This is a genomic window from Salinarimonas chemoclinalis (assembly GCF_041514305.1).
Taxonomy (GTDB): domain Bacteria; phylum Pseudomonadota; class Alphaproteobacteria; order Rhizobiales; family Beijerinckiaceae; genus Salinarimonas; species Salinarimonas chemoclinalis.
Map to the genome: position 1 here is coordinate 43,730 of NZ_JBGMWH010000021.1, position 20,861 is coordinate 64,590.

The window sequence follows — 20,861 nt, forward strand, 5'->3', positions numbered from 1 at the left end:
CCAAGTGCCTGAGAACGTTTGGTTTTTGGAAAAATTCCAAACTGGACCGACAGCCTGGAGAGATCCCCATGACCCGTTCGCCGCGCGCGCTCCTCGCCGCGACCGCCCTCGCCGGCCTCCTCGCCACGGCGCCCGCCTTCGCCGCGCCGACCGCCGAGGCGGTGGTCGAGACCTATGCCGACATCGCGCACGCCATGTATGCGGATTCGCTCGCCGCCGCCCGCGACCTGCGCGGCGCCGTCGACGCGCTGCTCGAGAGCCCGAGCGATGCGACGCTCGCGGCGGCGCGGGAGGCCTGGCTCGCGGCCCGCGTGCCCTACCAGCAGACGGAAGGGCTGCGCTTCGGCAACGCGCTCGTCGACGAGTGGGAGGGCAAGGTCAACGCCTGGCCGCTCGACGAGGGGCTGATCGACTACGTGGACACCGACGGCTACGGCGAGGAGTCGGACGAGAACCCGCTCTACACCGCGAACGTCATCGCCAACGAGACCATCCGGGTCGGCCGCGAGACCATCGACGCCGCCACCATCGACATCGACCTGCTCCAGGCGCTGCACGAGGCCGACGGCGTCGAGGCCAACGTCTCCACCGGCTACCACGCGATCGAGTTCCTGCTCTGGGGCCAGGACCTGAACGGCACCGACGCCGGCGCGGGCGAGCGGCCGGCGAGCGACTTCGCGACGGGCGACGACTGCACCAACGGCCATTGCGCGCGCCGGCGCGACTACCTCGTCGCGGCGACCGACCTCCTGATCTCGGATCTCGAGGAGATGGTCGCGGCCTGGGAGGACGGCGGCGCGGCGCGGGCCGACATCGTGGGCAAAGGCGCCGAGGGCGGGCTCGCGACCATCCTGACCGGCCTCGGCTCGCTGTCCTACGGCGAGCTCGCCGGCGAGCGCATGAAGCTCGGCCTCCTGCTGCACGACCCGGAGGAGGAGCACGACTGCTTCTCCGACAACACCCACAACTCGCACTACTACAACCAGGTCGGCATGCAGGCGCTCTGGGGCGGGCGCTACGAGCGGCCCGACGGGACGATGGTGACCGGCGCGAGCCTCGCCGACTACGCCACGGCGCAGGCGCCGGAGGCCGCGCAGGCGGTCTCCGCCGCCATGGAGGAGGCGCATGCCCGCCTCGCCGTGATGAAGCAGCGTGCGGACGACGGCATCGAGGCCTACGACCAGATGCTCGCGATGGGCAATGCCGAGGGCAACGCGGTGATCGAGGCGGGCGTCGAAGGCCTCGTCGCCCAGGCCCGCGCGCTGGAAGCCCTGGTGGCCGGCCTCGGTCTCGCCATCACCGTGGAGGGCTCCGACAGCCTGGACGACCCGACGCTGGTGCGGTGAGCCGCCTCGTGCGTCCGGGCAGGCGCGCGTCGGCGAAGCCGAAATCGGCGCACGGCGCGCAGCGGGACCCCGCCCCTGATCCGCTTCGCGGATCGTCCCCGCCCCGAAGGGGCGGGAGCGCGCTCCTCCCCCATCGGGGGAGGTGGATCGGCGCAGAAGGCGACGAGACGGAGGGGGTGCGCCGAAAGGCGCGCTTCGGCGGAGCCGAAATCGGCAGGCGGCGAGCCGGGGCGGAAGAGAGACCGAGGAGGATCATGCCGCACGCGACGTCGCGCCGACGCTACCCGTTGCTCGCGCTCCTGGCCGCCCTCGCGGCCGGGAGCGTCGTCGCGTCGGCACGGGCCTCCGGCACGCCGGCCGAGCCGACCCTCGCCTACGCCTCCCCCGCCGCGCTCGGCGAGGCGCTGTTCTTCGATTCGCGCCTCTCGGCGAGCGGCACGCAGTCCTGCGCCACCTGCCACGACCCCGCCGCCGGCTTCGCCGATCCGCGCGAGGACGCGCTCGGGGGCGCCGTATCGCTGGGGGCGGACGCGGTCTCGACGGGGCGGCGCAACGCGCCGACGCTGACCTACGCGTCCGAGATCCCGGCCTTCCACCGCGACGCGGAGGGCTTCCGCGGCGGCCTGTTCCACGACGGGCGCGCCGCCGACCTCGCCGCCCAGGCCGGCGGGCCGATGCTCGACGCCGCCGAGATGCAGATGGCCGACGAGGCCGCCGTCGTCGCCGCCATCCGCGCCGACCCGGCCTACGAAGCGGCCTTCGACGCGCATTTCGCGCCCGGCGTCCTCGGCGATCCGCAGCGCGGGTTCAACGTGATCGGCCAGGCGATCGCCGCCTTCGAGCGCACCGAGACCTTCGCGCCCTACTCCGCGCGCTACGACCGCTGGCTCGCCGGTGAGGCCGAGCTGACCGACCTCGAGGAGCTCGGCCGGGTGCTGTTCTTCTCGCAGCAGTTCACCAATTGCGCGCTGTGCCATCTCGGCGACGGCGGGCTGCGCGACCCGCGCGAGACCTTCACCGACCACCGCTACCACAATGTCGGCACGCCGGCGCATCCGGACCTCGCGGAGGACGCGGGCCTCGGCGAGAACCCGGCCGCCGCGGGGGACCCCGCGCAGGAGGGGAGGTTCCGCACGCCGACCTTGAGGAACGTCGCCGTCACCGGCCCCTACATGCACAACGGCGTCTTCCGGGACCTGCGCACGGTGATCCTCTTCTACAACACGTACAACACCCGCTCCGAGCGCCGGCGCATCAACCCCGAGACCGGCGCCCCCTTCGGCCCGCCGCCGCACCCCGGCACGCTCGCGCTGGAGGAGCTGGAGCACGGCCCCGCGCTGGACGACCAGCGCATCGACGCCCTCGTCGCCTTCCTGAAGACGCTCACGGACGACCGCTATGAGCCGCTGCTGGAGGACTAGCCGCGCCACGGCGGCGCTCGCCGTCGGTATCCTCCTCGCCCTCCCTGCCGCCGCTGACGCCGCCGACGACCGGATGTCCCGCGTGCTCGGGGAGGCACTCTTCGAGCGCGCCTGGGTGCCCGCCCCGTCCTCCACGAAGGCGAACGACGGGCTCGGGCCGCTGTTCAACGCGCGCGCCTGCGTCTCCTGCCACGTCGGCCTCGTGCGCGCGCCGACGCGGGTCGGTGCCGACGGCGTGGTGACGGGCGAGACGCTGGTGCTGCGCCTCTCGGACGCGGCCGGGCGGCCGGACCCGGCCTACGGCACGCAGATCCAGACCGCCGCCGTGCCGGGCTTCGCGCCCGACGGGCTCGTGCGGCGCACGCGAGAGGGGTTCGCGCCCCACGCGCTCGCCCGCGGCCCCCTCGCCGCGACGACCCGCACGGGCGGGCGGATCGCGCCGGCCCTGCGCGGGCTCGGCCGGCTCGAGGCGGTGCCGGACGCCCTTCTCGCCGCCGCGGCGGACCCGGACGACGCGGACGGCGACGGCATCTCCGGCCGCTTCGTCGGCCGCTTCGGCCACAAGGCGCAGGCGCGCGACCTCGCCGAGATGACCGCGATCGCCTTCGCCACCGACCTCGGCATGTCCACCACCCGTCGCCCGGCGCCGGAGGGCGACTGCCCGGACCCCGCCTGCCGCGCGGCGCCCCACGGCGGCGACGCGCAGACGCCGGAGATCGCCGACGAGATCGTCGCCCTCGTCGCCGCCTACCTCGCCGCCGTCCCGCCCCCGCCGGCGCCGGAGCCCGACCCCGTCGGCGCAGCGCTGTTCGCGCAGGCCGGCTGCGCCGCCTGCCACGTGCCGGCTCTACCGACCCCCGACGGCCCGGTGCGCGCCTACACGAACCTCCTCGTCCACGACCTCGGCCCCGGCCTCGACGGCGGCGCCACCGAGCCGGGCATCGCTCCCACCGAATGGCGCACCGCCCCCCTCTGGGGTCTCTCGCGCGCCCTCGCCGACGGCGCGGGCCTCCTCCACGACGGCCGCGCCGCCACCGTCGCCGAGGCGATCGCGGCCCACGGGGGCGAGGCCGCCCGCGCCCGCGCCGCGTTCGACGGGCTCGCCGCGGAGGACCGGGAGCGGCTGCTGGCGTTCGTCGAGAGGCTGTAGGGGCGGCTTGCCCGCGCGCGAACCCTTGACATCGTACATTTTATACAATCCACTCGTCTCCTCGGGATCGGAGCGCGAGGACGGTCATGGCGGGGCGGATCGGGTGGGGCGGGGTGTTTCCCGCGGTGACGACGCAGTTTCGGGAGGATTTCTCCCTCGATCGTGCGGCGACGCACCGCGTGATCGCCGCGCTCGTCGCGGACGGGGTGTCGGGGCTCATCGTCGGGGGCACGGTGGGCGAGAACTGCTCGCTGACGCTCTCGGAGAAGCGCGAGATCATGGAGATCGCCAGGGACGCCGCCGGCGGCCGGGTGCCGGTGATCGCCGGCGTCGCCGAGTTCACCACGCCCTTCGCCGTCGAGACCGCGCGGGAGGCGCACCGCGCCGGCGTCGACGGCATCATGGTGATGCCCGCGCTCGTCTATTCGGCCAAGCCCTTCGAGACCGCGGCGCACTTCCGGGGCGTGGCGACCGCCGTCGACTTGCCGATGATGGTCTACAACAATCCGCCGATCTACCGGAACGACGTCACGCCCGACATCCTCGCCTCGCTCGCCGATTGCGAGACCGTGGTCGCCTTCAAGGAATCGTCGGGCGACACGCGCCGCTTCGTCGACCTGCGCAACCTCGCCGGCGACCGGTTCGTCCTCTTCGCGGGGCTCGACGACACCGTGCTCGAGAGCGTGGTGCTCGGCGCCGTCGGCTGGGTGTCGGGCCTCTCGAACGTGTTCCCGAAGGAGGGCGAGACGCTGTTCCGGCTCGCGCGGGAGGGGCGCATCGCGGAGGCGATGCCGCTCTACGAATGGTTCATGCCGCTCCTCCACCTCGATGCCCGGGCGGACCTCGTGCAGTGCATCAAGGCCTGCGAGCACATCGCCGGGCGCGGCAGCGACCGCACGCGCCCGCCGCGCCTGCCGCTGACGCCCGAGGAGCGTGCGGAGGTCGAGGCGCTGATGCGGACCGCGCTCGCGAGCCGGCCGGCGCTCCCCGACGTCGGCCTCGGCGCCGCGGCCTGAGCGGAGCGGCGAGGATGGCGCGCCACACCTTCTTCTGCATCGACGGCCACACCTGCGGCAATCCCGTGCGCGTCGTCGCCGGCGGCAGCGTGCCGCCCCTCGAGGGCGCGACCATGTTCGCGCGCCGCCAGCACTTCCTGGCGGAGTTCGACTTCATCCGCACCGGGCTGATGTTCGAGCCGCGCGGGCACGACCTGATGTCGGGCACGATCCTCTACCCGCCGACGCGGGCGGATTGCGACGTCGGCCTGCTCTTCATCGAGACCACCGGCTGCCTGCCGATGTGCGGCCACGGCACGATCGGCACCGTGACGACGATCGTCGAGCACGGCCTCGTCACGCCCCGCGAGCCGGGCGTGCTGCGCCTCGACACGCCGGCGGGCCTCGTCGAGGCGCGCTACGTCATGGACGGCCCGTTCGTCGCCTCCGTGCGGCTGACGAACGTGCCCTCGTTCCTGCTCGGGCGCGGCTTCGAGGTCGCCGTCGAGGGCTTCGGGACGCTGAACGTGGACGTCGCCTACGGCGGCAACTTCTACGCCATCGTCGAGCCGCAGCCCGGCTACGGCGATCTCGTCGACCTCCAGCCCTCCGACATCCTGCGGCTGAGCCCGCGCCTGCGCGCCGCCTTCAACGCGCGCCACGCCATCGCGCATCCGGAGAACCCGGCGATCGACCGGCTCACCCACGTGCTCTGGACCGGCCGCGCGCGCACCCCCGGGGGAAGCGCGCGCAACGCGGTCTTCTACGGCGACAAGGCGATCGACCGTTCGCCCTGCGGCACCGGCACCTCGGCGCGCATGGCGCAGCTCGCCGCCACCGGGCGGCTGGCGGAGGGCGAGGACTTCGTGCACGAGAGCATCATCGGCTCGACCTTCGTCGGCCGGATCGAGGGGCGCACCCGCGTCGGCGATCACGACGCCATCGTGCCCTCGATCGAGGGCTGGGCGCGGGCGACGGGGCAGAACACGATCACGCTCGACGACCGCGACCCGTTCGTCGCCGGCTTCTCCGTCGCGGACGCCGCGCCCGGCGACGGGACGCCCTCGTGAGCGCCGGCGTCGCAGACACATCGGCGGATCCGCTGGCCGACCCGCTCGGCCAGCGCACCATCGCCGCGCGCGCCGCCGAGGCGCTGCGCCGGCGCATCCTCTCGGGGGAGTACCCCGGCGGCTTCGCGCTGCGCCAGGACGCGCTCGCCGCCGAGCTCGGCGCCTCGCGCATCCCGATCCGCGAGGCCCTCGTCCAGCTCGAGGCGGAGGGGCTCGTGACGATCAAGCCGCACCGCGGCGCGGTCGTCTGCGCGCTCTCGGCGGCGGAGGCGGACGAGCTCTTCGCGCTGCGGGCTCTGCTCGAGCCCCGCCTCCTCGCCCGCTCCGCACCGCTCCTGACGCTGGGCGACTTCGCCGCGCTCGACGCGATCCTCGCGGAGTACGGGGCGCGGATGCGCGCGCACGATCCGAGCCGCTGGGGCATGCTCAACACCACGCTCCACCTGCGCCTCTACGCCCATGCCGGCCAGCCGCGCACCGCCGGCATCGTCACGACGCTGCTGGCGAGCGCGGATCGCTACACCCGCATCCAGCTCGCCCACGCGGACAGGAACGGGGACCGGCTCGCGCGGGCGGAGGCGGAGCACGCGGCGCTGGTCGATCTGTGCCGCGAGGGCGCGTTCGCCCAGGCCTGCGCGCTGCTCGCCGCGCACATCGACGGCGCGCGCGAGGACCTCCTCGCGCTGCTCGCCGCGAACGACGAAACCGGGAGACCCGCATGAGGATCACCGCCATCGAGGCCTGGCGGGTCGACCTGCCGCTGAAGGAGGGCCGCTACGGCTGGTCGAACGACAATTTCGTCGAGGTGTTCGACTCGACCGTCGTCGCCGTCGAGACCGACGCCGGCATCACCGGCTTCGCCGAATGCTGCCCGCTCGGCTCGGCCTACCTGCCGGCCTATGCGGGGGGCGTGCGCGCCGGGCTCGCGGAGATCGGGCCCGCGCTCATCGGCCTCGACCCGCGCGACCTGGGAACGCTCAACCGGCGCATGGACGCGGCGCTGCGCGGGCACCCCTACGTCAAGGCGCCGATCGACATCGCCTGCTGGGACATCCTCGGCAAGGCGGCGGGCCTGCCGGTCTACCGGCTCCTCGGCGGCGCCGAGCAGGACGAGGTCGTGCTCTACCGCGCCATCTCGCAGGACGCGCCGGACGCCATGGCGCGATCCGTGGCGGCCTATCGCGCGGAGGGGTACACCCGCTTCCAGCTCAAGGTCGGCGGCGACGTCGAGACCGACGTCGCCCGCATCCGCGCCTGCCGCGCGGTGCTCGACCGGGGCGAACTCCTCGTCTGCGACGCCAATACCGGCTGGACCCGGCCGGAGGCGGCGCGGGTCGTCGCGGCGGTGGCGGATCTCGACGTGGCGATCGAGCAGCCCTGCGCGAGCTTCGAGGAGTGCCTCTCGATCCGCCGCCGCACGCCCCTGCCCTTCGTGCTCGACGAGGTGGTGACCGGCTTCGATACGCTGCTGCGGGTGCTGGCGGAGGACGCGGCGGACGCGATCAACCTGAAGATCTCCAAGGTCGGCGGCCTGACCAAGGCGCGGCTCGTGCGCGACGCCTGCATCGCGGCGGGGATGCCGATGACGATCGAGGACACCTGGGGCGGCGACATCGTCACCGCCGCGATCGCGCACCTCGCCCGCTCGACCCCGGCCGAGCTCTGCTATTCCGCCACGGACTTCAACAGCTACGTCACGGTCTCCATCGCCGAGGGCGCGCCGCAGCGCACGGGCGGGACGATGACGGCGCCCGACCGGCCGGGGCTCGGCGTGACGCCGCGCCTCGACGTGCTCGGCGACCCGGTGCTCGAGATCCGCTGAGGCGGCGCACGCGCCTCACGCCGGCCGCGCCAGCCACGGCCCCATGTCCCCCTCGAGCCCCACCAGCGCGAGCCCGTAGGCGACGGACTGGAAATTGTCGCCCTCGCCGATCCGCTCCGCGCCGAAGCGGCGCTCGAACAGCGCGCGCACGGCGGGCACGTAGGCCGTGCCGCCGGTGAGGAAGACCGTGTCGACCTCCTCCGGCGCGAGGGCACTCTCCGCGAGCAGAGCGTCGACCGTCGCCGCGATGCGCGCGAGGTCGTCGGCGATCCAGCCCTCGAACGCGGCGCGGGTGAGCGTCCGGTCGATGTCGAGCCCGCCGAGCCGCAGGCGGAAGGGCACGGCCTCGGCGGCGGAGAGCGCCACCTTGGCGTCGGTCACCGCCCGGTAGATCGCGAAGCCCTGATCGTTGCGGATGATCTCCAGGAAGGCGCGGATCTTCTCGGGCTCGAGCGCCGCGCGCTCGATCTCCTCGAGCTCGGCGATCGTCTCGCGGGACTTGAGCAGCGCCAGCTGGTGCCACTTGGCGAAGCTGGCGTAGAAATGCACCGGCATCGGCAGGATCTTGTCCATCGATCGGTAGCGCCCGCCCTTGCCCAAGGCGGGCGAGATCACCGCGTCGATGATGCGGTAGTCGAAGGCGTCGCCCGCGAGCCCGAGACCGGCGTGGCCGACCGGCGTCGCGTGCACGACGCCCGCCCGGCGCTCGAAGCGGATCAGCGAGAAGTCGCTCGTGCCGCCGCCGAAGTCCGCGACGAGCACCGTCGCGTCTCGGGCGAGCCGGCTCGCGTACCAGAACGCCGCGCCCACGGGCTCGTAGACGTAGGCCGGCTCGGGCAGGCCGGCCTGCCGGTAGCCCGCGGCGTAGCGGCGGATCGCCAGCGCCTCGTCGGGCTGCGCCCCCACGAAGGCCACCGGGCGCCCGGCGACGACCCGCGCGGGCGGCACGTCGAGCGCCCCGCCGGCATCGGCGATCGCGAGCCGCAGGAACTCGCCGAGCAGATCCTCGAAGCGGTACCGGCGCGTGAAGATGCGCGTGTCGTGGAAGATCTTGCTCGCGACGTGGCTCTTGAAGGACTGGATGAAGCGCAACTCGAAGGCGCTCGTCAGGAACGCCCGGATCGCCGCGCCCGCCGCGTGCGAGATCACGGTCGGCCCGCCGCCGGCCGCGACCTTCTCGAAGGCGAGCACCGAGCGGTAGATGTCGGACAGCCCCTCGGGCTGCGCGAAGGGCAGCGCGCGCACGGGCTCGCCCGCGCGCGCGAGGGCGACGACGGTGTTCGTCGTGCCGAAATCGACGCCGATCGCGACGCGCTCGACCATGGAGGGCTCCGGGGCTCGGGCAATACGGGAGTTCGGGAGCCGGGCGGTCTACGGGCGATCGCGCCGCGTGGCAAGCGCGAAAGCGCGGCTACTCCCAATCCCCCTCGCGATGCGCCCGCTCCGCCCGCTCGGTGAAGCGGCCGTCCGGCCCGTGCAGCACGAAGGCCGGCGCCAGGCTCGCCGGGGTGCGGGCCTCCTTGATCGCGGTGATCACGACGCGCGTCGCATCGGCGTCGGCGCGGGGATGGACCGGCGTCACGCGGATGGCGCCGAAGCCCGGCGCGAGCGCGGCGAGGCAGGCGGGGAGCTTGTCCGCGCGCTGGATCAGCGCGAGCCGGCCGCGCCGGCGCATCAGGCGGGCGCAGGCGTCGATCCAGGCGGCGAGGCCGCCGGCCTCGAGCACGTGGGCGGCGGCCCGCGCCGGATCGGGCGAGACGGGCGCGTCGCCCGGCTCGAAATAGGGCGGGTTCGTCGCGACCACGTCGGCGCCGCCGGGCGCCATCGGGGGGCCGGCGAGTACGTCCGCGCAGACCGACATGCCCCGGCCGCTCATGCCGTTCTCGGCGAGATTGCGCACGCCGAGCGCGGCGAGCGCAGGGTCGCGCTCGATCAGGACGAGGCGCGCGTCGCGCACGCACGACACCGCCATCAGCCCGACCGCGCCGGTGCCCGCTCCGACGTCGACGAGCCCCTCGCCGGGACGCAGGCCGGCGGCGGCGGCGAGGAGGACGGCGTCGGTGCCCGCGCGGTGCCCCCGGGCCGGCTGCCACAGCACGACCCGGCCGTCGAGCAGCGTGTCGCGGGTCGCGCCCTCGGGCGGCTCAGGGGCCATCGCGGAGCTCGGCGCCGAGCCCGGCCTCGCGCAGGAAGCGGCGCGCGCCGTCCGCCTCGTCGTCGACGACGAGGATGCGGCGCTGGATGATGCCGATCGAGCCCTCCATCACGCTCGTGTGGCCGTCGGCGACGAAGATGTTGTAGCCCGCGCCGCGCAGCAGCGATTCGGCGTAGCCGAGGGTGACGACGTCGTTCGTGCGCATCAATTCGATCATCGCCGGCCCGTTTCCCTCTTGCGTCAACCCCGCGCGTTGCGCCACAGCATAGCCCGTGCGACCTTGCCGTAAAGCCGCGGCCGGGTCGCGGGACGCTAGAGACGAGGTCGCGCGCGTGGGAGTCGTCCTTCCCTTCGAGGAGAACCGGGCCGAGCCGGGCATCGAGTCCCTGGTCTCGCTCGTGGCCGCGGACATGGGCCGCGTCAACGAGATGATCCTGTCGCGTACGGGCTCGGACGTGGCGATGATCCCGGAGGTGGCGAACCACCTGATCTCGTCGGGCGGCAAGCGGCTGCGGCCGATGCTGACGCTCGCCACCGGCATCCTCTCGGGCTACGAGGGCGACGGCCACGTCAAGCTCGCCGCCTCCGTCGAGTTCATGCACACGGCCACGCTGCTCCACGACGACGTGGTGGACGAGAGCGACATGCGCCGCGGCAAGCCGGCGGCGCGGATCAAGTGGGGCAACGAGGCGAGCGTGCTCGTCGGCGACTTCCTGCTCGGCCAGGCCTTCCGCATGATGGTCGAGGTCGGCTCGCTGCGCGCGCTCCAGATCCTGTCGGACGCCGCCGCCATCATCGCCGAGGGCGAGGTGATGCAGCTCGCCGCCGCCAAGAACCTCGAGACCGGCGAGGAGGCCTACCTGCGCATCATCGAGGCGAAGACCGCCGAGCTGTTCGGCGCCGCCTGCGAGGTCGGCCCCGTCATCGCCGGGCGGCCGGAGGCGGAGGCGCGGGCCGCGCGCGCCTACGGCATGGCGCTCGGCATCGCCTTCCAGCTCGTCGACGACGCGCTCGACTACGGCGGCGCCGCCGCGGCGCTCGGCAAGAACGTCGGCGACGACTTCCGCGAGGGCAAGATCACGCTGCCGGTGGTGCTGTCGCTGCGCCGCGGCACGGACGCCGACCGCGCCTTCTTCCGCCGCACGCTGGAGCGCGGCGAGATCGGCGAGGGCGACCTCGAGGAGGCGCTCGGCATCATGCGCCGCACGAAGGCGCTCGAGGACACCGTCGCCCGCGCCCGCGACTACGGGCGGCGCGCCGTCGCCGCCCTCGACGCCCACCCGGACGGGCCGATGAAGCGCGCGCTCGTCGAGGCGGTCGCGTTCTGCATCGCGCGGGCGTACTGAGCCCGGCTCCGGGTGCAGGCCTCCGGGCAGCGGCCGGCGCCCCGCAGACTCCTGTTCTCCCGACTGCCCCCGGTCGCGAGCCGGTCGACCTCAGTCCACCCGCTCGCCGGGATAGACCCCCCACAGCATCTCCTGGCGGAGATAGCCGGGGATCTCGGAGCGTCCGGGCCCGTCCGCCACGACGCGGCACCAGTCCCCCGAGCACAGCTGCACGCCGACCACGCCGCCCGGCTCGAGCCGGGCAACCACGGCGGCCTCCTCGCTCTCGCGGGCGCGCAGCGCGAGCGGGTCGCCGCCGCGCTCCCACGGGGCGACGAGGGCGGTGCGGCGGCCCGACAGGAGCGAGTGCCAGACCCAGCCGTCCTCGCCGTCCGAATCGCGGATGCGCCGCCAATTGTCGAACTCGGCGATGATCTCGACCGGCAGGCCGGACCGCTCGAAGACCCAGCGCGTGACGTGGTCCTTCGACGGCCCGGCGCGCAGGTTGACCTTGTCGGTCTTCAACGAGACATAGCGCGGCAGCGGCAGCCGGGTCTCCGGGCCGATCGTGGTCTGGGCGAGGGCGGGGCTCGGGGCGGAAACGGGGGCGACGGCGAGGGCCGCGGCGAGCGCCGCGGCGGCGGGGACGACGATACGCGTGGACAAGGGTCCAACTCCCGTCGGATTGTGTTTGCGCGCGCCTCTGGTACAGAGGCTTCGGGAGCGCGTCTCGCACGCGCCCGTCGAGTCAAATCGCCGGCTCCCGGTTAAGACCCGGTGAACGGTGCGGCCCGAAATCGAGGACAGCGATGCCCGCGCGCAAGAAGCCACTCGTCGTCGTGACCCGCAAGCTGCCAGACGTCGTCGAGACGCGCATGCGCGAGCTCTTCGACACGCGGCTCAACGTGGCGGACGCGCCGCTCTCGCAGGCCGACCTCGTCGCCGCCGTGCGCGAGGCGGACGTGCTCGTGCCCACGATCACCGACGAGATCGACGCCGCGGTCCTGGCCCAGTCCGGCGAGCGGCTGAAGCTCGTCGCCAACTTCGGCAACGGCGTCGACAACATCGACGTGGGCGCGGCGCTCTCGCGCGGGATCACCGTGACGAACACGCCCGGCGTCCTCACCGAGGACACCGCCGACATGACGATGGCGCTCATCCTGGCGGTGGCGCGGCGGGTCGCGGAGGGGGCGCGCGTCATCCCCGAGGAGCGCTTCGAGGGCTGGTCCCCCACCTGGATGCTCGGCCACCGCATCACCGGCAAGCGGCTCGGCATCATCGGCATGGGCCGCATAGGCACCGCTCTGGCGCGGCGCGCCAAGGCGTTCGGCCTGTCGATCCACTACCACAACCGCCGCCGCGTCCCCGCGGCGCTGGAGGAGGAGCTCGAGGCGACCTGGTGGGATTCGCTCGACCAGATGCTCGCGCGCATGGACGTCGTCTCGGTCAACTGCCCGCACACGCCGGCGACCTACCACCTCCTGTCGGCGCGTCATCTCAGGTTGCTTCGCCCCGAGGCGATCGTCGTCAACACGGCGCGCGGCGAGATCATCGACGAGAACGCCATGGCCCGCCTGATCGAGCAGGGCGCCATCGCCGGCGCGGGCCTCGACGTGTTCGAGCACGAGCCGGCGGTGAACCCCCGCCTGATCAAGCTCGCCCGCCAGGGCAAGGTCGTGCTCCTGCCGCACATGGGCTCGGCCACCCACGAGGGCCGCGTCGACATGGGCGAGAAGGTCATCGTCAACATCCGCACCTTCATGGACGGCCACCGCCCGCCGGACCGCGTGCTGCCGTCGATGCTGTGAGGGAGGTCGGGGCGGTGACGCGATCTCCCGCCTCGCCGGCGTTCGTCCGCGACTGGGCTTGAAGGGATGCTATCGCCTGCACTAGCTTGATAGCATCGCATTGTTCGCCTGGAGGACGCCGTCGTGGCCGCCGTCACCATTCGCAACCTCTCCGACGAGACCCATCGCGCCCTGAAGGTTCGCGCCGCCCGTCACAATCGCAGCACGGAGGCGGAAATGCGCGCCATCCTCGAGGCCGCCGTGCGCCCCGAGGTTCGCTTGCTGCTCGGCACCGCGCTGTCGGACGCCAGCCGCGAGATGGGCCTCACGAACGCCGACGTCGAGGCTCTCGAGCAGTCTCTCGACGAGATGCGAGAGAAGCGTTCCGCCGAGCCCATGACGTTCGAATGATGGATCGCGCAGCGTGATCCTGCTGGACACCAACGTCGTCTCCGAGGCAGTCAAGCCCGCGTCTCATCCATCGGTACGCGCTTGGCTCGATGCTCAATCGGCCGAGACACTGTTCCTGCCCAGCATTGCCGTCGCCGAGCTCCTGTTCGGCGTCGGTGCGCTCCCGGATGGCCGGCGGAAGGACATGCTGCGCGCGCGAATCGATCGCCTCTTGGACGAGTTCGACGGGCGCACCCTGCCATTCGATACGTCGGCGGCGCGGCGCTACGCGGTGCTCGCCGTCTCGGCGCGCTCGGCTGGATTGGGCTTCCCCACCCCCGACGGCTATATAGCAGCGATCGCATCTGCAAATGGGTTCGCTGTGGCCTCGCGCGACACGAGTGCATTCGATGCGGCAGGTCTGTTGGTGATGAATCCGTGGCTCTGAGATTCGCCGCATCACGGAGCTCACGCTCGGCCGCCCGCCTTCACACCCGCTTCCCCGCCCCGAGCAGCCGCATCGCGTTGAGCGTCACCAGCACGGTCGCGCCGGTGTCGGCCAGGATCGCGGGCCACAGGCCGGTGATGCCGAGAAGCGTGGTCACCAGCAGCACCGCCTTCAGGCCGAGCGCCACCGCGATGTTCTGGCGGATGTTCGCCATCGTGTCGCGCGAGAGGCGGATCATGCGCGCGACGTCGAGGACGCGGCCCTCCAGCGCCGCCGCGTCGCCGGTCTCGAGCGCGACGTCGGTGCCGCCGCCCATGGCGATGCCGACGTCCGCCGCGGCGAGGGCGGGGGCGTCGTTGATGCCGTCGCCGACCTTGGCCACGGTGCGGCCGGTGGCCATCATCTCGCGCACGATGCGCATCTTGTCCTGAGGCATGAGCTCGGCGCGGGCCTCGATGCCGAGCGACGCTGCGACGCGGGCCGCGGTCGCGGCGTTGTCGCCGGTGAGCATGACCGGCGAGACGCCGAGCCGCTCCAGCGCCCGCAGGCCGGCCTCGGCGTCCGCGCGGGGCTCGTCGCGCACGGCGATCAGGCCGGCGGGGCGCTCGGCGACGAGGAGGACGACGACGGTCTTGCGCTCCCCCTCCAGCGCCGCGATGCGCGCGCGGGTCGCCTCGTCGAGGGGCGCGATGGCGCCCGCCGCCTTCGGCGCGCCGAGGAAGAGCGCGCGGCGGTCGAGTCGGCCCTTCACGCCCTTGCCGCCGAGCGCCATGACTCCGATCGCCGGCCGCACCGCGATCCCCGCCTCCCGCGCCCGGTCCAGCACCGCACGCGCGATCGGGTGGGAGGAGGCGGCCTCCAGCGCGGCGGCGTCGGCCAGCACCTCCGCCTCGGAGCCGACGAGCGCCACCACGTCGGTGACGACGGGCCGGCCGTTGGTGAGCGTGCCGGTCTTGTCGATGGCGACCGCGTCGACGCGCCCGAGCGTCTCAAGCACGGCCCCGCCCTTGATCAGCAAGCCGCGCCGCGCGCCCGCGGCGAGGCCCGCCGCGATCGCCGCCGGCGTGGAGATCACCAGCGCGCAGGGGCAGCCGATCAGGAGGAGCGCCAGCGCCTTGTAGACCCACTCCCCCCACGGGGCGCCGAGGAGGAGCGGCGGCAGCACCGCGACGAGGGCGGCCACGGCGAGCACCGCCGGCGTGTAGACGCGGGCGAAGCGATCGATGAAGCGCTCCATCGGCGCCTTCGCCTCCTGCGCCTCCGCCACGAGCCGCACGACCCGGGCGATCGTGCTGTCCTGCGGCTCGGCGGTCACGCGCACCTCGAGCACGGCGTCCGTGACGATCGTGCCGGCGAAGACGCCGGCGCCCGGGCCCTTCGCCTTCGGCACGCTCTCGCCGGTGACAGGCGCCTCGTCGACCGCGGCCTCGCCGGCGACGACGCTGCCGTCGGCGGGGATGCGGTCGCCGGGGCGCACCAGGATGAGATCTCCCGGCGCGAGCGTGTCCGCCGCGACGGTCCGCGTCGTGCCGTCGGGCAGCGCGCGCAGCGCTGTCTTCGGCACGAGCGCCGCGAGGGCGCGGATGCCCGCGCGCGCGCGCCCCGCGGCGACGCCCTCGAGCAGCTCGCCGACGAGGAAGAGCAGCACCACGATCGCCGCCTCCTCGGCCTCGCCGATGATCACCGCGCCGATCGCGGCGATGCTCATCAGCGCCTCGATCGTGAAGGGCGAGCCGGCGCGGGCGGCGGAGAGCGCGCGCCGCGCGATCGGCACGAGGCCGATCAGCATCGCGAGCGCGAAGGCGACGGGTGCGACCTCCGGTACGATCGTGCCGACGACAGCGGCGACGACGAGGCCGGCGGCGCTCGCCAGCGCGAGGCGAGCCTTCGGCGTCGCCCACCAGGCGGGCTCCGCCGCGTCGGCGCCCCCGCCGCCGTCCGAGGACGCGAGCGGCGCGAGGCCGAAGCCGAGCGCGCGCACCGCGGCCTCCGCGTCCGCCCGCACGTCCGGCGGCGTGCGCATCCGCAGCGTGCCGGCGGTCGCGCTCACCGCGATGTCGTCCACGCCCTCGATACGCGCGAGCGCGGTCTCGATCTTGGCGGCGCAGGAGGCGCAGTCCATGCCGTCCACCCGGTAGCGCAGCGTCTCGTCCATCTTGGTCCACCCGCTCGATCGGTCGATTGATCCGATTCGCCGGGCAGGCTACTTCCTCTAGCCGCTAGAGGTTCAAGGGGGTCGCGACCATGGTCCTGTCGATCGGGGATCTGTCCCGGCGCACCGGCGTGAAGGTGCCGACGATCCGATATTACGAGAGCATCGGCCTCCTGCCGGAGCCGGCGCGCAGCGAGGGTGGGCAGCGGCGCTACGGCGAGGCGCATCTCGCGCGGCTCGGCTTCGTACGCCACGCCCGCGACCTCGGCTTCGACATCGAGGCGATCCGCTCGCTGCTCGCCATGGCGTCGGACCCCCGGCGGGCCTGCGGCGAGGCACACGCCATCACCCGCGCGCACTTGGCCGACGTCGAGCGCCGCATCGCCCGCCTCGGGGCGCTGCGCGACGAGCTGCGCGGGATGCTCGCCTGCGACAACGGCACCGTGGCGCAGTGCCGGATCATCGAGGTCCTGGCCGACCACCAGCACTGCCTCCACGAACGGCACTGATCGCGGCGACGTCGCGCCTCCTGAACGCGAGCGCCCCGCCGTCCGGGGGGACGGCGGGGCGTTCGTGACGCGTCGTGACGTGCGGTGCGGTTCAGCTCGCGAGATGCCCGCGGATCTGGCCGAGCCCGTCGCGCATGAAGCGCTCCCCGTCCTGGCCGCTCGCCTGCTCGCGCAGCACCGTCTCGGAGGCGGAGACGGCCGCTGCGATGGCGGCGTCGCGCACCTCGATCATCGCCTGCTGCTCGGCGGCGGCGATCTTGTCCTCGGCCGCCTTGGTGCGGCGCGCGACGAAGGCGTTCAACCGCTCCTCGGCCTCGGCCTGGATGCGCTCGGCCTCCTCGCGGGCGGCCATGACGATCGCCTCGGCCTCCTTCTCGGCGTTCGCGCGCTTGACCTCGTACTCGCGCAGCAGCGACTCGGCGTCTCCGCGCAGGCGCCGGGCCTCGTCGAGCTCGGCGGCGATGCGCTCGCCGCGCTTGTCGAGGGCCGCGCCGATGCGGTGGAACACCTCGTAGTGCCAGAGCAGCCAGATCAGCGCGATCGTGGACAGCGCCTGCCAGAAGTAGGTGGAGCCCAGGAAATCCATGTCGCTCTCCTCAGCCCGCGGCCCGGCGGTCGAGCGCCGCGGACACGGTGCCCGGCGCGGGCGCCCGGCCGGTGATGCGCTCGACGATGGCTTCCGCCGTCTCCTCCGCGATGGTGCGGACGTTCGACATGGCCTCGGCCTTGCGCGCGGCGATCTGCGCCTCGGCGGCGGCGAGCCGCTCGGCGAGGTCGTCCTCGAGCGCCCTGCGCTTGGCGTCGGCCTCCGCCTGCATCGCGTCGCGGGTCTTCGAGGCGATCGCCTGGGCGTTGGCCTTGGCCGAAGCGAGCGCCTCGTCGTAGGCGGTGCCGGCGGCCTCCGCGTCGCGCTTGGCGGTCGCGGCGGCGTCGAGATCGCGCGAGACGGTGACCTCGCGCGTCTCCACGATGCCGTGGAAGCGCGGGACGATCACGCGGTTCATCACGTAGTAGAGCAGCCCGAACGCGATCGCGAGCCACAGGAGCTGCGACGGGAAGGTGCTGGTCTCGAAAGGCGGGAATGCGCTGCCGCCGTATGCGGCTGCCTCGCCCGCTGCCCCCGTGGGAGATGCCATGGCGTCGACGCCCTTTCAATGCGCCCGCCGGGCGCGGATGGCCCGGCGCGACGCGTGCCTTCGGGAGAGGGGCCCCCCGCGGCGCGGGAGGCTCCGGGCCGCGGGCCGCTTACGCGACGAAGAGCAGGACGAGCGCGACGACGAGGCAGAAGATGCCCAGGCCCTCGGCGAGCGCCGCGCCGATGAACGCGCGGGCGAACTGGCCGTCGGACGCCGACGGGTTGCGCAGCGCGCCGGAGAGGAAGTTGCCGAAGATGTTGCCCACGCCGATCGCGGCGAGGCCCATGCCGATGGCGGCGAGGCCGGCGCCGAGATACTTGTAGGCGTCGCCGGCGGCGGTGATGACTTCGGTCTCCATGACGTACTCCTTGAGCGAAGAGGCGAGAGAGGGGAGGGGGTGCGGGACGAGTGCGCCGCCCGGGTCGATCAGTGCCCGGGGTGCAGCGCGTCGTTCAGGTAGATGCAGGTGAGCACCGCGAAGACGTAGGCCTGCAGTGCGGCGACGAAGATCTCGAAGCCGACCATGGCGAACGTCATCAGGAGCGGCAGCGGCGAGAGCACCGCCGCGGCGCCGCCGGCGGCGAGCAGCGAGACGATGAAGCCCGCGAAGACCTTGAGCGCGATGTGGCCGGCGAGCATGTTCGCGAACAGGCGCAGGCTCAAGGAGATCGGGCGGGAGAGGAAGGAGATCACCTCGATCAGGGTGATGAAGGGCAGGAGCCAGCCGGGCACGCCCGACGGCACGAACAGCCCGAGGAAGTGCGTGCCGTGCTTGGCGAAGCCGTAGATCACCACCGTGCCGATCACCACCATCGCCAGAGCGAAGGTGACGATGATGTGGCTCGTGATGGTGAAGGCGCCCGGCACCATGCCGACGAGGTTGCCGACGAGCACGAACAGGAACAGCGAGAAGACGAGCGGGAAGAAGGTCATCCCCTCCTTGCCGGCCGCGTCGCGCAGCATGTTGGCGACGAACTCGTAGAGCGTCTCGCCGAAGGCCTGCCACCGGTTCGGGATGAGCGCCACGTTGCGCGTCGCGACGCTCATCACGCCGAGGATGAGGCCGACCACGACGAGCATGTAGAGCCCGGAATTGGTGAACGCGATGGGCGCGTCCCCGATCGTGCCGAAGCTGACGATCTCCTTGATCTCGAACTGCTCGACCGGGCTCGCCATCGTGTTCCAGTCCTCGTTCAGCGCCGTCCACCCGGCGGATCCCGGCCTCAGCGGGCGCCGTCGCCCGGCCCACCGCCACCGTCGCCCGGGGACCTACCCGAGCGCGGCTTGCGATTCAACTCCCCCGCGGCACGCATGATGTTCAGCATGCCGGCGCAGAAGCCGAGAACGAGCCCGACGATCATCCCCCAAGGCGACGTTCCGGCGACCTGGTCCAGCGCCCAGCCGACGCCGGCACCCGCGATGACGCCCGCGATGAACTCCGCGGAAAAGCGCAGCGCCTTTCCGAGGCCGGACATGTCGGACGCCGCTCGGGAACCGGCACGCACGTCGCGATCGCGCCTGGAGCGGACATCGCCCAGGCGCGTGTCGAGACGGCGCAGCCTCGCGGACAGATCGGCCTCGTCGCCGGTGCCCGACCCCTCGCCGCCCTCGTCGTTCCGCCCTGTGGGATCGCCCATGATCGTGCCAGTGCGGAGCCCGAGACGAAGAAAGGTAGAGCCCCCTGAAGCCGGGCGCACCATATGTGCGGGCCTCCCCCCTGTCAAGGATGCTCGCACTTGCGTTAAGTGTTTGTCACGACGATAGAAATCGCCGTACGGGCGAAATCTTCCGAGCCCGCCCGCCCGGCGGGGAAGCCTCTCACACCGCCTCCGCCAGGCGCTCGGCGCGCTCCAGGTCCACCGAGACGAGCTGGGACACGCCGCGTTCCGCCATCGTCACGCCGAACAGCCGGTCCATCCGCGCCATGGTGATGGGGTTGTGGGTGATCACGAGGAAGCGCGTGCGCGTCGAGCCCGCCATCCCGTCGAGCAGGTCGCAGTAGCGCTCGACGTTGGCGTCGTCGAGCGGGGCGTCGACCTCGTCGAGGACGCAGATCGGCGAGGGGTTGGTCAGGAACACCGCGAAGATCAGCGCGGTGGCGGTCAGCGCCTGCTCGCCGCCCGAGAGCAGCGTCATCGTCTGCGGCTTCTTGCCCGGGGGCCGCGCCAGGATCTCGAGGCCCGCCTCCAGCGGATCGTCCGAATCGACCAGCGTCAGCTCGGCGGTGCCGCCGCCGAACAGCGTCGTGAACAGCGTCTCGAAATGCCCGTTCACGATCGCAAAGGCGGCCAGCAGCCGCTCGCGGCCCTCCTTGTTGAGGCTCGCCACCGCGCCGCGCAGCCGGCGGATCGCCTCGACGAGATCGTCGCGCTCGGCGGCGAGCGAGCCCTTGCGCCCCTCGATCTCGGCGAGCTCGTCCTCGGCGCGCAGGTTGACCGCGCCGAGCCGCTCGCGATCGCCCTTGAGCGAGAGCAGCTTCGCCTCCGTCTCCATCTGGTCGGGCAGGGGATCGCCGGGCTCGATGCCGGCGAGCGCGTGCAGGCCGGCGACGTCCGTCTCGAAAGCGTCGCGGATCGCCTGGAGAACGGCCTCGAGCCGGGTCTCCAGCGCCTCGCGCCGCGCCTGCGCCCCCGCCGCGGCCTCGCGTGCGGCGGAGAGGGCGTCCAGCGCGGCGCGGGCGTCGCGATCCGCCTGCGCCGAGAGCCGCTCGCCCTCCGCGAGCCGGTCGGCGGCCTCGCGGCGCGCGGCCTCGGCGGACTCGATCTCCGACAGGAGGCGGCGGCGGCGCAGGGCGAAGTCGTCCGGCGCCTCGCGCAGGGCCTCGAGCTCCTCGCGCGTCGCCTCGAGCCGCTCGGCGATCTCCGCGACGCTCTCCCGCGCCCGCGCGTCGCGGGTGCTCCAGGAGGCGATCTCGGCCAGGAGCGCCCGGCGGCGCTCCTGTGCGCGCTCCCCCTCGCGGACCAGGCTCTGGACGATGCTGCGACGCTCGGACGCGTCCGCGCGCAACTCCGCGACCCGCGCGCGGGCCTCCGCGAGCGCCGTCTCGAGCTCGGGTGCGGGCGCGAGGTCGTCGAGCGCCGCGCGGGCGTCCTCCGCACGCTCCCGGGCCTCCTCCAGGCTGTCGGCGACGCGCTCGGCGGCGTCGGCGAGGCTCG

At 73.3% G+C, this 20,861-nt stretch carries 23 protein-coding genes; 12 read left to right on the forward strand and 11 right to left on the reverse strand.

Annotated elements, in window-relative coordinates; translation table 11 throughout:
- Window positions 1–68: 68 nt before the first annotated feature.
- The 7 genes from AB9M23_RS20400 to AB9M23_RS20430 all read left to right on the forward strand — a co-directional run bounded on the left by AB9M23_RS20400 (window position 69) and on the right by AB9M23_RS20430 (window position 7,804).
- On the forward strand, window positions 69–1,346 hold the full coding sequence (locus AB9M23_RS20400; protein ID WP_372426469.1) for an imelysin family protein: 1,278 nt from the start codon (window positions 69–71) through the stop codon (window positions 1,344–1,346).
- 254 nt (window positions 1,347–1,600) lie between these two features.
- Entirely contained in the window at window positions 1,601–2,767 is a 1,167-nt protein-coding gene (locus tag AB9M23_RS20405) for a cytochrome-c peroxidase (RefSeq protein ID WP_372426470.1), read from the forward strand.
- Window positions 2,745–3,917, forward strand: a complete 1,173-nt coding sequence (locus AB9M23_RS20410) for a di-heme oxidoredictase family protein (protein WP_372426471.1) — start codon at window positions 2,745–2,747, stop codon at window positions 3,915–3,917. Before AB9M23_RS20405 ends, AB9M23_RS20410 begins: the two co-directional genes overlap by 23 nt.
- Before the next feature lie 86 nt (window positions 3,918–4,003).
- On the forward strand, window positions 4,004–4,933 hold the full coding sequence (locus AB9M23_RS20415) for a dihydrodipicolinate synthase family protein (protein ID WP_372426472.1): 930 nt from the start codon (window positions 4,004–4,006) through the stop codon (window positions 4,931–4,933).
- A gap of 14 nt (window positions 4,934–4,947) precedes the next feature.
- Complete coding sequence (locus AB9M23_RS20420) at window positions 4,948–5,982, forward strand: 4-hydroxyproline epimerase (RefSeq protein WP_372426473.1); 1,035 nt, start codon at window positions 4,948–4,950, stop codon at window positions 5,980–5,982.
- Window positions 5,979–6,704 carry a GntR family transcriptional regulator gene (locus tag AB9M23_RS20425; RefSeq protein WP_372426474.1) on the forward strand — a complete coding sequence of 242 codons (726 nt, stop codon included), beginning with the start codon at window positions 5,979–5,981 and terminating at the stop codon, window positions 6,702–6,704. The genes AB9M23_RS20420 and AB9M23_RS20425 overlap by 4 nt, the downstream gene beginning before the upstream one ends.
- Window positions 6,701–7,804: a cis-3-hydroxy-L-proline dehydratase gene (locus AB9M23_RS20430; RefSeq protein WP_372426475.1), complete on the forward strand. Its 1,104-nt coding sequence runs from the start codon at window positions 6,701–6,703 to the stop codon at window positions 7,802–7,804. The genes AB9M23_RS20425 and AB9M23_RS20430 overlap by 4 nt, the downstream gene beginning before the upstream one ends.
- Before the next feature lie 15 nt (window positions 7,805–7,819).
- On the opposite strand, the gene AB9M23_RS20435 is transcribed toward AB9M23_RS20430, so the two are convergent.
- The 3 genes from AB9M23_RS20435 to AB9M23_RS20445 form a co-directional block, all read right to left on the reverse strand.
- Window positions 7,820–9,127 (reverse strand): Hsp70 family protein, encoded by a 1,308-nt coding sequence (locus AB9M23_RS20435; protein ID WP_372426476.1) that lies wholly within the window; start codon window positions 9,125–9,127, stop codon window positions 7,820–7,822.
- A gap of 88 nt (window positions 9,128–9,215) precedes the next feature.
- Window positions 9,216–9,959, reverse strand: a complete 744-nt coding sequence (locus AB9M23_RS20440) for a tRNA1(Val) (adenine(37)-N6)-methyltransferase (RefSeq protein WP_372426477.1) — start codon at window positions 9,957–9,959, stop codon at window positions 9,216–9,218.
- The gene (locus AB9M23_RS20445; RefSeq protein WP_372426478.1) at window positions 9,949–10,176 is read right to left on the reverse strand and encodes a putative signal transducing protein; all 228 of its coding nucleotides are present in this window, start codon (window positions 10,174–10,176) and stop codon (window positions 9,949–9,951) included. The genes AB9M23_RS20440 and AB9M23_RS20445 overlap by 11 nt, the downstream gene beginning before the upstream one ends.
- A 115-nt stretch (window positions 10,177–10,291) precedes the next feature.
- Here AB9M23_RS20445 and AB9M23_RS20450 point away from each other — a divergent pair, with 115 nt between their 5' ends.
- Window positions 10,292–11,305, forward strand: a complete 1,014-nt coding sequence (locus tag AB9M23_RS20450) for a polyprenyl synthetase family protein (protein ID WP_372426479.1) — start codon at window positions 10,292–10,294, stop codon at window positions 11,303–11,305.
- 90 nt (window positions 11,306–11,395) lie between these two features.
- On the opposite strand, the gene AB9M23_RS20455 is transcribed toward AB9M23_RS20450, so the two are convergent.
- Window positions 11,396–11,950, reverse strand: a complete 555-nt coding sequence (locus AB9M23_RS20455; RefSeq protein WP_372426480.1) for an SH3 domain-containing protein — start codon at window positions 11,948–11,950, stop codon at window positions 11,396–11,398.
- A gap of 143 nt (window positions 11,951–12,093) precedes the next feature.
- Between AB9M23_RS20455 and AB9M23_RS20460 the strand changes: the two genes are divergently transcribed.
- The 3 genes from AB9M23_RS20460 to AB9M23_RS20470 all read left to right on the forward strand — a co-directional run bounded on the left by AB9M23_RS20460 (window position 12,094) and on the right by AB9M23_RS20470 (window position 13,909).
- Window positions 12,094–13,092, forward strand: a complete 999-nt coding sequence (locus AB9M23_RS20460; RefSeq protein WP_372426481.1) for a 2-hydroxyacid dehydrogenase — start codon at window positions 12,094–12,096, stop codon at window positions 13,090–13,092.
- A 123-nt stretch (window positions 13,093–13,215) separates the two neighbouring features.
- A complete protein-coding gene (locus tag AB9M23_RS20465; protein ID WP_372426482.1) occupies window positions 13,216–13,482 on the forward strand; it encodes a FitA-like ribbon-helix-helix domain-containing protein in 267 nt (88 codons plus the stop codon).
- 13 nt (window positions 13,483–13,495) lie between these two features.
- The gene (locus AB9M23_RS20470) at window positions 13,496–13,909 is read left to right on the forward strand and encodes a type II toxin-antitoxin system VapC family toxin (protein WP_372426483.1); all 414 of its coding nucleotides are present in this window, start codon (window positions 13,496–13,498) and stop codon (window positions 13,907–13,909) included.
- Window positions 13,910–13,949: 40 nt separating this feature from the next.
- On the opposite strand, the gene AB9M23_RS20475 is transcribed toward AB9M23_RS20470, so the two are convergent.
- Window positions 13,950–16,064, reverse strand: a complete 2,115-nt coding sequence (locus AB9M23_RS20475; protein ID WP_372426484.1) for a heavy metal translocating P-type ATPase — start codon at window positions 16,062–16,064, stop codon at window positions 13,950–13,952.
- 89 nt (window positions 16,065–16,153) lie between these two features.
- Here AB9M23_RS20475 and AB9M23_RS20480 point away from each other — a divergent pair, with 89 nt between their 5' ends.
- On the forward strand, window positions 16,154–16,570 hold the full coding sequence (locus AB9M23_RS20480; RefSeq protein ID WP_372426485.1) for a MerR family transcriptional regulator: 417 nt from the start codon (window positions 16,154–16,156) through the stop codon (window positions 16,568–16,570).
- Window positions 16,571–16,661: 91 nt separating this feature from the next.
- Here the strand turns inward: AB9M23_RS20480 and AB9M23_RS20485 are convergent, their stop codons facing one another.
- From AB9M23_RS20485 to AB9M23_RS20510, 6 genes are all read right to left on the reverse strand, one after another.
- Window positions 16,662–17,156, reverse strand: a complete 495-nt coding sequence (locus AB9M23_RS20485) for a F0F1 ATP synthase subunit B family protein (RefSeq protein WP_372426486.1) — start codon at window positions 17,154–17,156, stop codon at window positions 16,662–16,664.
- A 10-nt stretch (window positions 17,157–17,166) separates the two neighbouring features.
- Entirely contained in the window at window positions 17,167–17,706 is a 540-nt protein-coding gene (locus AB9M23_RS20490; protein WP_372426487.1) for a F0F1 ATP synthase subunit B family protein, read from the reverse strand.
- A gap of 109 nt (window positions 17,707–17,815) precedes the next feature.
- The gene (locus tag AB9M23_RS20495; protein WP_372426488.1) at window positions 17,816–18,064 is read right to left on the reverse strand and encodes a F0F1 ATP synthase subunit C; all 249 of its coding nucleotides are present in this window, start codon (window positions 18,062–18,064) and stop codon (window positions 17,816–17,818) included.
- A 68-nt stretch (window positions 18,065–18,132) separates the two neighbouring features.
- A complete protein-coding gene (locus AB9M23_RS20500) occupies window positions 18,133–18,882 on the reverse strand; it encodes a F0F1 ATP synthase subunit A (RefSeq protein WP_372426489.1) in 750 nt (249 codons plus the stop codon).
- 47 nt (window positions 18,883–18,929) lie between these two features.
- Window positions 18,930–19,406 (reverse strand): AtpZ/AtpI family protein, encoded by a 477-nt coding sequence (locus AB9M23_RS20505; protein WP_372426490.1) that lies wholly within the window; start codon window positions 19,404–19,406, stop codon window positions 18,930–18,932.
- A gap of 118 nt (window positions 19,407–19,524) precedes the next feature.
- The coding region (locus AB9M23_RS20510) for a coiled-coil domain-containing protein (RefSeq protein ID WP_504985747.1) at window positions 19,525–20,861 on the reverse strand (1,337 nt) is incomplete at its 5' end.